Source organism: Amycolatopsis sp. NPDC051903 (assembly GCF_044452505.1).
Classification (GTDB): domain Bacteria; phylum Actinomycetota; class Actinomycetes; order Mycobacteriales; family Pseudonocardiaceae; genus Amycolatopsis.
On the sequence record NZ_JBITBT010000038.1, the window covers coordinates 1 to 10,623 of the forward strand.

The window sequence follows — 10,623 nt, forward strand, 5'->3', positions numbered from 1 at the left end:
TTGGATCTTGCGAGGCGAGTTGTCATGATCTTGCGTTGTGATCGACTCACTGTCGCAGCGTCTGGTGCCCGTCTGGTGCCCGACGAGTTGTGGGCACTGGCGGAACCGTTGATCCCGCCGGCGAAGGAGCGTCCCCAGGGAGGCGGGCGCTCGAGAACGGATCCGCGGGCGGTATTCACGGCGATCGTGTTCGTGCTGACCAGCGGCTGCGCCTGGCGACACCTGCCGCCGTCGTTCGGGGTGAGCGTTCCCACGGCCCATCGGACCTTCACCGAATGGACCGAGGCCGGACAGTGGCGACAGCTGCACCACACGGTGCTGGACGAACTCGGCAGCCGGGGGCTGATCGACTGGTCCCGCGCGGTCCTCGACGGAGCATCCGTCAGGGCCAAAAAAAGGGGCGGACTGACCGGTCCCAGCCCGGTCGACCGCGGCAAACCCGGCTCGAAGATCCACGCCCTCTCCGACCGGGCCGGACTGCCGCTGACCGTCGCCGTCTCCGCGGCCAACACCCACGACAGCCACGCGCTCAAACCCCTGGTCAACGCGATCCCCGCCATCCGCTCTCGCCGCGGGCCACGACGACGCAAACCAGCGAAACTCCACGCGGACAAGGCCTACGACATCCCCGCCCTGCGCGACTGGCTCCGCCGGTGCCGGATCATCCCGCACATCGCCCGCAAAGGCATCGAATCCAACGAGAAACTCGGCCGCCACCGCTGGGTCATCGAACGGACGATCGCCTGGCTGACCGGCTACAGGCGCCTCACCATCCGATACGAACGCAAACCCAGCCACTACCTCGCCTTCCTCACCCTCGGCGCAACCATCACCTGCTACAAGAAACTCGCCAAATGAGACAAGGTCTTAGCCCAGTACGGGCCCGCGCGCCGGCCCAGCCCTGGGGAGGAGCCCGCAGTGACGCAAGAGGAGATGGACCGGCTGAGACTCCTGCGCTGGCGGCTGGACGGGCTGAGGTGCGGCAAGAAGAAGCCGCCCGTGCCCCGGGCGCAGCTCCAAGCGGAGATCTGCACGATGATGGGCGAGCCGGACGCCCAACAGGCGGTGCTCAAGGCTCGCGCAGCAGCGAAGTCTGCTCGCAAGCGGGAACGGCTCGACGTGCGGGCAGCGGCGCGGGCGAAAGCGCGGGTCGGGGGCAAGCGCAAGCCGCCGCCCCTTCATGGTGTGGGTGCTGGTCGTAGTCGCGTTGTTCTTTCCCGTTTCATGCCGGTCGCGGTGCCCATCGGGTCGTGCAGGTGTTCGTGAACCGCTTCCGGATCGACCCGCCGTGGGGCGTCGGCGGGGGCACGTCGGCCCACGATCAGGCGATGAAAGGCGCCGGCTTGAGTCAAGCCGAGTACGAGGAGGCGAAGAAGGCTGGCGCCGACAAGCGCAGCTGCGTCGACATCGCCGTCCGGGTCGGCGACATCCGGCAGGAGAACATCGGTGTGACGGGCATCGTCGGCCACTGCAGGAACGCCCGGCCGGCGACCGTTCAGCCGAGCATGCCGCGACCCAGCCAGTCCTCGGCATCCCGTACGCCGGGCAGGGCGAAGAAGTAGCCGCCGCCGAAGGGTGAGATGTAGTCGACCAGCGGTTCGTCGATGAGCAGCGTCTGGACGGCGAGGAACTGCCGGTCGAGGTCGGCGTTGAAGCAGATGAAGATCATCCCCATGTCGAGCTGCCCGTTGCGCTCGATGCCGGCGCTGTAGTTGAAGCCACGGCGCAGCATCCGCCGGTCGTCGGCCGTGCCGTCGTGCGGGTTGGCGAGCCGGGTGTGCGCTGTCAGCGGCACCGTGTTGCCGTGTGCGTCCCTGAAGTAGCTGGGGATCTGGAACTCCTCCTGGCCGGCTACTCCTTCGCCGGGGCGCCCGGACAGCGGCGCGCCGGTGTCCCGGTCACGGCCGAAGATCCGCTGCTGCTCGTTGATCGAGATCCGGTCCCAGAACTCCACGAACATCCGGATCAGGCGGACCACGTGGTAGGTACCGCCGGTCACCCAGTCCGGTTCGTCGCCGCCGGCCTTGGTCCACACCAGCTGATCAACGAGATCGGGGTGGCCGAGGAACTCCTCGTTGGCTGTGCCGTCCTTGAAGCCGAACAGGTTGCGGGGCGTCCCGCTCGGCCGCGGCGGGCTGGTGAAGCCCTCCATCTGCCACAGCACCTGCAGGTCGGCGCGGGTCGCGCGCATCAGGATGCGCAGCGCGTGCAGCACGGTGTCGGGGTGATCGGCGCAGATCTGCACCAGCAGGTCGCCGTCGCAGCGGTCGGGGTCGAGCGCGTCGTTCGGGAACTCGTCCATCGCGCGGAGCCGGGCCGGTTTGACGCCGGCGAGACCGAACCGGTCGTCGAACAGGCTCGCACCGACACTGACCGTGACGGTGAGACCTTCGGGCACCGTACCCGGGCCGAGCACACCGTTCTCGTACGGGGTCGACACGAGCCCGTCGTCGCTGCCGCGCCCGGCCGGTGCGTCGTCCCCGTCGGCCAGATAGCGGATCGCCGCCGTCAGCGTCTGGAACATCCGCCGCAGCGCCGGCCGGTCGGCCGCGGTCACGAGGAACGCGGCGACGACCGCCGCGCGCTGCGCGGGCTCGAGAATGCCGGCCTGGTGGGCGCCTTCGAACGACCGGCTCGCCGGCACGGCGGTGTCGTGGTCAGTCATGGGTGATCGGGCCTCTGTCGCGGGTGGCGTTGCGCGGGTCGAGGACGACCGCGGCGTGGGAGAGCAATTCGACGCTGTGCTGCACCGCCGCATTGACCGCGGCTCGCTGCCGAACGGGCAGTGCCGCCAATCCGCCCCAGCCGTCGGCGTGGTGGTGGCTGCGGACCAACTGCTGGGTGAGGCGCAGCTGCTGGTCGGTCTGGTCCAGGTACGGGTTCTGCTTGCGCAGTATCGGCCGCAGCGGGTCCAGGGCCCGCCAGACCCCGGTGAGGTTCGCGTCCACGGTCGCCAGCTCGGTCTGGCTGCCGGCATCGCCGATCCCGTTCAGGTCCCATTGCAGGGCATCCTCGAGGATCTCGTGAGCCCGCCGGCCCATGTCGATCGGCGTGATCGCGTTCGGCAGCGCCAGTTCGTCGGCGAGCCGCCCGATCGCCTCGAGCAGTGCGTCGACGTGCGGCACGATCGTCGCCACCGGCCGGTCGTGCCACAACATCGCCTCGATCTTGCGGAAGCCCGCGAAGTCCGCGTCCGCGAGGCGGCCGGGGGCGACGCCGCGCGGCGGGTCGGCGTTGATGTCGTCACCGGTCTCGTCGTACGCCCGGTAGGCGCCGCCCAGCGTCTCGTAGGTGAGGTGCGCGATCAGCCAGTCGCGTTTGGCGGCTGCCGCATCGCCGGCTTGCAGGTCGCTGCACAGCCGCTTGACCTGCTGGGTGAGCGCGGGCAGCTGTCCGGTGATCCAGCCGAGGTAGCTGTTGATCGGGATCCGCAGGTCCAGCCCGGTGACGGGGATGATCCCGTGCACGTCGTAGGGCAACGGGTCACCGGTGACGACGACCGGCAGGCTGCACTTGATCGTGTAGTCGGTGATGCAGACCCAGCGGTACGTTCCGGGCGGCACCGATGCCGTGACCGCGCGGCTGACGCCGCGGCCGAAGTGCTCGACCTCGACGTAGATCCGCTCGGTCGCGGGGTCCTCCAGGTAGATCTCCGCGCCGGCGCCCTCGTTGTTGAAGAACACGAAGTCGTAGCGGCCTGCCGGTCCGCCGAGCCAGTCGTCGATGCCGTAGGGCGAGCCGACGACCAGAACAACGGGCTGCGGCCGGCTTGACGGCAGAGGTGGTGCGGCCGAGGCCGTCGTGCTGCTCACCGAGCCCAGCCTGGGTGTCGGTCGTGAACGCATTCGGTGACGCCCATTGCGCACCAGTGAACAGCGTGTGACTCGGACGCGATTTATCCGGGCAACCCCGGCGGATGGAAATCGCCGACGTCCTGAGACTTCCCGGAACGTTCATGACCTGATGCTCGCGGCGCCGAGACCCGCGGCAGTTGACTTTGGCGTGGTCGGCGGTTCAGGCCGACTCCCCACCACGAGAACCGAGGTACGAACCCCATGTCGCAGAACGATTCGGACGGCACGAGACCGACCGCGGACCGCAACCGGATCACCCGGCGCCGGCTGATCCAGGCGGCGGGAGCCGCGGGTGCCGCGGTCGCCGCGGGCGGGCTGTCGGCCGCCCCGGCCGAGGCCGCACCGGGCCCGTCGAGCCCGAAGCCGCCGCACCATCCGCATCGCACGGGCACGATCAAGGACCTGAAGCACGTCGTGATCGTGATGCAGGAGAACCGGTCGTTCGATCACTACTTCGGCACCCTCGACCTGGCCGGTGCCCGCGGCTTCGGTGACAAGCAGGTGCTGACCTGGCAGAACGGCCAGACGATCTACTACGACCCCAACAGCCGCGCCGAGGGTTACCTGCTGCCCTACCACGCGGACAGCCTGAAGTACAACGCGCAGAACACCAGCGCACGGAACCGGTACTTCAAGGAAGCCGACGTGCCGTGGCACCACGCGATCGCCAAGGCGTACACCGTCGGTGATCACTACTTCTGCTCGCTGGACACCAGCACCAGCCCGAACCGCATCATGATGTGGGCCGGCACCAACGACGCGGCCGGCGTGCAGGGTGGTCCGGTCATCAACAACAACGGCGACTACGGCTACGCCTACAAGTTCAAGACCTACCCGGAAACGCTGCAGGACGCCGGTGTCAGCTGGCAGATCTACGTCAACAACGACACCGACGACAACTTCCTCGGCGACTACACCGACAACACCGTCCGCTCGTTCGCGGCGTTCAACCCGGCGAACGCGACCCCGCAGAACAGCCAGCCCCGCAAGGGCCTGCTCGCGCGTGGCAACGTGCTGCACACCCACACCACGCCGCCCGCCGGCATCAAGAACGACACTTCCAACATCGACTACGTGTTGCGGGACTTCATCGCCGACTGCTCGGCGGGCGTCATCCCCGAGGTGTCCTGGATCGTCGCACCCGCGGCGTGGACCGAACACCCGACGTACGCTCCGAACAACGGCGCGGTCTACACCGACCGGGTGATCCAGGCGGTGCACGACAACCCCGAGCTGTGGGAGTCGACGCTGATCATCTTGAACTACGACGAGCCCGACCACGCGAACCGCATCGGTGAAGGCGGCTTCTTCGACCACGTCGTGCCGCCGATCCCGGAGGTCGGCACCGTCGGTGAGCGTGCACCCGGAATCAAGCCCGGCTTCGGCGGTCGCGTGCCGTTCGTGCTGGTCTCGCCGTGGACCCGTGGCGGCTTCGTCAACTCCGAGGTCTTCGACCACACCTCGACGATCCAGTTGATCGAGGAGTGGACCAAGAGCCTCGGCAAGCCTGCCGTCTGCGAGAACATCAACGACTGGCGGCGCGGCGTCTCCGGCAACCTGCTCTCGGCGATCGACTTCAGCCACTTCGACGCGTCGTTCCCGGAGTTGCCGAAGCCCGCTGACCTGCTCGCGTCGGTCGTCGCCGACCGCAGCCTGCCGGCAGTGCCCCAGCCCGCCATCGGTGCGCAGGTCATGCCGACCCAGCCGATCACCGGCACCGCGAAGCGGAGCCCGCTCTCGTTCCAGCCCAACGGCGTCCTCGTCGAGAACCGCGCCACCGGGACCGCGACCGCGACCTTCACCGTCCAAGGCGGGCCCCAAGGCAAGGCGATCAACATGGTCGGGCTGGCCGACAAGTACGTGCCCGCCCTGGTCGGCGCGGAGCCGCTCGGCATCGGCCAGGACGCGCTGCCGCTCACGGCCAGCAACCAGCGGTCGAACTCGTACACCTGGGACACCAAAGCGACGAACGGCAAGTACGCGTTCACCTTCTACGGACCCGACCACTTCGTCCGCTCGTTCGCCGGCACTGTCGTCCCGGCAAGCGACAAGACCTCGGCCCAGCCGCGGGCTGACGTCCACCTGGTCAAGGGATACACACGGCCAGCCACTCCGGGCAAGCCGAGCAAGTCGGTCGACGCGACCCTCGAGTTCTCCCTGTTCGCCGAGGGCCGCCAGTCGGTGACCTTCACGCTGACCGCGAACGACTTCGCGGGCACGACAACGACTGTCGAGGTGCCCGCCGGTAAGCACCAAGTCGTCACCTGGCCGACCGAGGACGGCTACTACGACGTGATCATCACCGCAAAGGAGTCTGCCGACTTCAGGCAGCGGTTCGCCGGTCGCGCCGCGGAAAAGTGAGCCTTTCGCCCACCGTTTGAGCTCGTCGCGACGTGCCCGCGTTCCCGCCGGATCGCGGGCACATCCGCGATGCGGCGACGCCCTGGCCACGCTGAGGGGTTTCGAAGTCGTGGCGTGCGGTGGGGGTGCGGCGGTCGAGTGGGTCATCGGGGCGAGCAGCCGCGGCCCAGGCACTGACGAACCAGACCCCTACCCAGGACGTGACCCAAAGCAGTGGACGGGCCACCCCTGACCCTCAACCGCAGCGTAACGGCTCCTTACTATGACTGCCATCACGTGCCCCGGTCTGGTTGCCGCGCGGGTCGGTGTCCGCGACGAGCAGCCCTGGCGGGTCGTACGCGGACGTGCTGACCAGCGTCGTGTCACCGGTGGACGTGGTATGCCGGGCCACGTTCCTGTCGTCGTCGTAGGTGAGGTCGACGACCTCGGCGTCCTTCGCCGTCGCCCACGGCACGTTCGACGCCATCCCGGCGCGGCTGGTGCGGGTCACGTTCCCGGCGGCGTCGTAGCCGTACGTCCTCGTCGGGCCAGGTCAGTGGGGTCCTCGGTGGACGTGAGGACGTTGCCGGCGCGGTCGTAGGTGGTTTCGAACGGCGTTTGTTGGTCTCCGGGAGCCGTCGGGCGAGGATTCGGACGGAGTTCCGCGCTTGGCGAAGGGATACCATGCTTTCCGCTCTGCCTGTTGACCGCGACGACCCGTTCGACCCGCCACCGCAGCTCGGGTCCTGCCGGGAGGACACGCCGATCGCACGTTTGCGTTACCCGGACGGGCACGTGGGGTGGCTGGTCACGTCCTATTCGGCCAGTCGGGCGGTCCTGGGCGACCCGCGGTTCAGCAACCGTCAGGAGCTGCGGCGCAACGCCGTCCACGGTGGCGCTGGGCACGAACCGCCGGCGTCACCCGGGATGTTCCTGCGGACCGACCCGCCCGTGCACACCCGCTACCGGCGGATGCTCGCGAAACACTTCGGCCTCCAGCAGATCACCGCGTTCGCGCCGACGGTGTCCCGGATCGTCGACGAGCGGCTGGACGCGCTGCTGGCGGGCGGCCCAGTCGCCGACCTGGTGACGTCGTTCGTGGTTCCCGTCTCGCTCCGGGCGATCTGCGACCTGATGGGGATCAGCACCGAGCACCGACAGCGCTTCCACGCCAGCTCCACACTTGCGGCGGACGCGGAGGCGGAGGAAGCGGCGCGCGCACGGGCGTTCGCCGAGCTTTCCGCGCTGCTGTCGGACATCGTCGCGGCCGAACGGGCGGCACCGGGCGAGGGCGTGCTCGGCGACCTGGTCCGCCGGGGTGACGTCACCAACCAGGAACTCGCGAACCTCACCCTGCTGCTGCTCACGGTCGGCCACGACACCACTTCCAGCATGCTCTCGCTGAGCGCGTTCGTCCTGCTGCGACAACCGGACCAACGCACCACCCTTACCAGGAACGCCGACGGTGCCGTGGAGGAACTGCTGCGGTACCTCACGATCATCCAGTTCGGCACCGTACGGACCGCGTTGGAGGACGTCGAGGTCGACGGGGTGGTGATCAGCGCGGGCGAGGCGGTCACGGTCTCGTTGCCCGCTGCGAACCGCGATCCGCGCCAGTTCCGCGACCCGGACGTGCTGGACCTCAACCGACCGGCGGGCGCGCACCTGGCGTTCGGGCACGGCGTGCACCACTGCCTCGGCCTGCACCTCGCCCGCCTGCAGCTGCGGCTGGGGCTCGTCGGGTTGTTCGGGCGGCTGTCGGGCCTGCGGCTGGCGGTGCCGGCAAGCGAGATCCGGTGCCGTGACCGGAAGTCGGTGTACGGGGTGCACCGGCTTCCGGTCACGTGGTGACCATCAGCTGCAGAAGAGGATCCGCGTCGTCATGGCGAAGCGCACGAACTGGTCGACCTGCTCCTCGCTGAGCCCGCTGAGCTTCACCAGCTCGCGGGTGGTGGTCTCGCCGCCGGCGAGGAGGACCTCCAGGGCCGGCACGAGCCTGCTGTCGAACCGGAACCTGCCGGCCACGCACGAGAACTCCACGTGGTCGCCGTCGAGGCGCATCTCCGGCCGGGTTCGCCCGGCCGATCGGAGGACCGTCTCCGGCTCCAGCGTCGAGGTGTCCAACGCGACCGGGAGCCCGCTGCCCAGCCGGTAGGTCCGGGCGTGCTCGCGGCGCTCGTCCTCGGACAGCGTGGAACCCGGTTGGGCGTCGGTGGCCTCGATCCAGTCGAAGGCGATGGTCAGGTGCAGCGACAGCTCGCCGACGCCCGACACGGCGTGCTCGGTCCCGGCCCGCAGGAATGCCCCGTCACCCGCGCACAGGGTGCGCTGTGTCGGCTCGGCACCGCCGGACTCGACCTGCCAGCTCTTCGAGCCGAGCAGTTGCAGCACAACGAAGTTGTGGTCGTCGCGGTGCAGTCCGAACGCGCTCTTGTTGGCCCGCGTCAGGTACGACTGGATCCACACCTTCGCGCCGAGCTGGTACTCCAGCACCTCCTGGACGCGCTGGACCGCCGCGGACGTCTCGTGCAGGTGGTTGGCGATCAGGGTCGCGCCCGTCTCCAGGCAGCTGACGACCGCGTTCGTGTTCACCGTCGAGTGCACGATGAGCCCGTCGCTGATCCGGCCGGTCATGTACCGGGTCGGGTGCAGGTCGCGGCCTTCGTGGAAAAGCCTGATGTTCGACCACATGGGACCCGTGCGGAGCATGTCGGTCCACAGTTCCGAAATCAGCTCACGGCGGTCCGTGTCGGTTTCCGGGGAAAGCGTGAAATGGCGGGCAGTGTTTTCGTTCCGGTGCTCGGTGACCTCCCGAGCGATGCTTTCGGCAACCACACTGCCGGTTCGGTGAGCCATGCGAGCAAGCCTTTCAGCCGGTACGGCGGCTGCGGCACCGAGTGTCGGGACCCGGTGCCGCAGCCTGACCACTTAGTGGGTGACGTCCTGCCGGTCGCCCGAGTAGAGCTGGCTGATCTCCTCCTCGGAGACCTCGACCGCCTCGAGCTTCAGCTCGACGTCCGTAGCGGGCTTCAGCACCTCTGCCATGGCTTTCCCTCCTTTCCTGGATACGCCAACAAGGGTTTCACCCACCCATTCCGCTGACAATGCGAACAGAACAGGAAAAAGCGTCCGGCTACCGCCGTCGAATGCGTGTGGTGACGGCGAGCGCGACCACCGCGAGCGTCGCGGTCGACACCGCCGTCCACGTCAGGAACGCGGCCTGGCCGACCAGCGTGGCCAACGGGAGGCAGATGGCCAGACTGAGCGGGATCATGGCGCTCGTCAGGCCCTGCTCCGCCGCGCTCACCCGGCCCAGCACGGAGTCCGGGATGTTCTGCTGGAGGTACGTGTCGAACAGGACCCCGCACATCGCCAGTGCCACCGACGTCCACGCGAACAACACCGCGAGCGTCCACAGCCGTGGCCAGTGCGCCATCACCAGCAACTGCGGCGGCATCGCGGTTCCCAGCAGCACGAGGATCAGGAGCGTGGGCCGCGCCACGCGCAACCAGCCCGCCACGGCGCTGCCAGCGAGGCCGCCCACCGCCATCACCGTGGCCAGCACCGACCACTGGCCGACGTCACCCAACTCGTCACGGGCGATCAACGGTCCCAGCACGTTCACCGACGCCACGCCGATCTGCGAGAAGCACCAGACCGCCACGATCCACGCGACCACCGGGTACCGCGCCAGCACGGCGAACGCGCCCCGCAACGGCACCTTGTCGCGGCGGGTGGTGGCGGCGGTGGTTTCGGGTTCGGGCCGGGGCAGTCCGCCGGCGATGGCGGCGAGGCAGACCACGCTGACCGCGAAGGTGAGGATGTCGAATCCGAGCGCCAGCGGGACGCCGCCCACGCTGTACAGGCCGGCCGCGATCGCCGGGCCCGCGATCAGGCCCGCGTTCCGGACCACACCCAGCGTCGAGTTGGCCTTCTGCAGGCGTTCGGCGGGGACCAGTTGGGGCATGATGGCCTTGCTCGCTGGTACGAAGAACGCCGTCGCCGCGCCGAAGACGGCGGCCGAGGCGACCAGCTGCCACAGCCGTGGCTCGCCGGTGAGGAAGCAGACCGCGGTGAACAGCTGCGCGCCGAGCCGGACCGCGTCCGCCCACATCATCGTCAACGCGCGGTTGCGGCGGTCCGCGGCCCGGCCGCCGGCGCCGAGCAGCAGCATGCGGGTGACCCACAGGCCGAGCAGCACGGCGGGCATCGCCCAGCCCGACCTGGTGACCAGCAGTGCCGCGAAGGCGTACGTCACGGCGACGGTGCCATCACCGAACATCGAGGTCGCCTGCCCGGCGAAGTACAGCCGGAAGGTGGCGGGGGGGGGGGGCCCCGGCGGCCCCCCGGCGGCGGGGGGGGGGGGGGGGGGGGGGGTTGGTTTACAAGCCGGGGGGGGGGGGGGGGGGGGGGGGGGGCCGGGCCGCTG

The 10,623-nt window shown here is 69.2% G+C and carries 10 protein-coding genes; 5 read left to right on the forward strand and 5 right to left on the reverse strand.

Translation table 11 applies throughout. From position 1 onward, the window contains the following. Positions 1-24 precede the first annotated feature (24 nt). The 3 genes from ACIA77_RS42605 to ACIA77_RS42615 are packed head-to-tail and all read left to right on the forward strand — an operon-like array spanning position 25 to position 1,562. Entirely contained in the window at positions 25-858 is an 834-nt protein-coding gene (locus ACIA77_RS42605; RefSeq protein ID WP_395891889.1) for an IS5 family transposase, read from the forward strand. Positions 859-918: 60 nt separating this feature from the next. Beyond that, on the forward strand, positions 919-1,266 hold the full coding sequence (locus ACIA77_RS42610) for a hypothetical protein (RefSeq protein ID WP_395891852.1): 348 nt from the start codon (positions 919-921) through the stop codon (positions 1,264-1,266). Next, positions 1,251-1,562 (forward strand): hypothetical protein, encoded by a 312-nt coding sequence (locus ACIA77_RS42615; protein ID WP_395891853.1) that lies wholly within the window; start codon positions 1,251-1,253, stop codon positions 1,560-1,562. Before ACIA77_RS42610 ends, ACIA77_RS42615 begins: the two co-directional genes overlap by 16 nt. Here ACIA77_RS42615 and ACIA77_RS42620 read toward each other — a convergent pair. Together ACIA77_RS42620 and ACIA77_RS42625 are read right to left on the reverse strand one after the other, a co-directional pair. Continuing rightward, on the reverse strand, positions 1,496-2,665 hold the full coding sequence (locus ACIA77_RS42620) for a Dyp-type peroxidase (RefSeq protein ID WP_395891854.1): 1,170 nt from the start codon (positions 2,663-2,665) through the stop codon (positions 1,496-1,498). The genes ACIA77_RS42615 and ACIA77_RS42620 overlap by 67 nt on opposite strands. Next, positions 2,658-3,812 carry an EfeM/EfeO family lipoprotein gene (locus ACIA77_RS42625; RefSeq protein ID WP_395891855.1) on the reverse strand — a complete coding sequence of 385 codons (1,155 nt, stop codon included), beginning with the start codon at positions 3,810-3,812 and terminating at the stop codon, positions 2,658-2,660. Before ACIA77_RS42625 ends, ACIA77_RS42620 begins: the two co-directional genes overlap by 8 nt. Before the next feature lie 243 nt (positions 3,813-4,055). Between ACIA77_RS42625 and ACIA77_RS42630 the strand changes: the two genes are divergently transcribed. Continuing rightward, positions 4,056-6,215: an alkaline phosphatase family protein gene (locus ACIA77_RS42630; protein WP_395891856.1), complete on the forward strand. Its 2,160-nt coding sequence runs from the start codon at positions 4,056-4,058 to the stop codon at positions 6,213-6,215. A gap of 235 nt (positions 6,216-6,450) precedes the next feature. On the opposite strand, the gene ACIA77_RS42635 is transcribed toward ACIA77_RS42630, so the two are convergent. After that, entirely contained in the window at positions 6,451-6,705 is a 255-nt protein-coding gene (locus ACIA77_RS42635; protein WP_395891857.1) for a hypothetical protein, read from the reverse strand. Positions 6,706-6,878: 173 nt separating this feature from the next. Between ACIA77_RS42635 and ACIA77_RS42640 the strand changes: the two genes are divergently transcribed. Further along, on the forward strand, positions 6,879-8,045 hold the full coding sequence (locus ACIA77_RS42640; RefSeq protein WP_395891858.1) for a cytochrome P450: 1,167 nt from the start codon (positions 6,879-6,881) through the stop codon (positions 8,043-8,045). A 3-nt stretch (positions 8,046-8,048) separates the two neighbouring features. Here the strand turns inward: ACIA77_RS42640 and ACIA77_RS42645 are convergent, their stop codons facing one another. Further along, on the reverse strand, positions 8,049-8,903 hold the full coding sequence (locus ACIA77_RS42645) for a JmjC domain-containing protein (RefSeq protein WP_395891859.1): 855 nt from the start codon (positions 8,901-8,903) through the stop codon (positions 8,049-8,051). A 424-nt stretch (positions 8,904-9,327) separates the two neighbouring features. Next, complete coding sequence (locus tag ACIA77_RS42650; protein ID WP_395891890.1) at positions 9,328-10,503, reverse strand: MFS transporter; 1,176 nt, start codon at positions 10,501-10,503, stop codon at positions 9,328-9,330. Positions 10,504-10,623 lie beyond the last annotated feature (120 nt).

What these genes read in the sequence shown, in the direction of transcription:
- ACIA77_RS42605 (WP_395891889.1), top strand. Translation starts at nt 25, where the DNA reads ATGATCTTGCGTTGTGATCGACTCACTGTCGCAGCGTCTGGTGCCCGT.
- ACIA77_RS42620 (WP_395891854.1), bottom strand. Translation starts at nt 2,665, where the DNA reads ATGACTGACCACGACACCGCCGTGCCGGCGAGCCGGTCGTTCGAAGGC.
- ACIA77_RS42630 (WP_395891856.1), top strand. Translation starts at nt 4,056, where the DNA reads ATGTCGCAGAACGATTCGGACGGCACGAGACCGACCGCGGACCGCAAC.
- ACIA77_RS42640 (WP_395891858.1), top strand. Translation starts at nt 6,879, where the DNA reads ATGCTTTCCGCTCTGCCTGTTGACCGCGACGACCCGTTCGACCCGCCA.
- ACIA77_RS42645 (WP_395891859.1), bottom strand. Translation starts at nt 8,903, where the DNA reads ATGCTCCGCACGGGTCCCATGTGGTCGAACATCAGGCTTTTCCACGAA.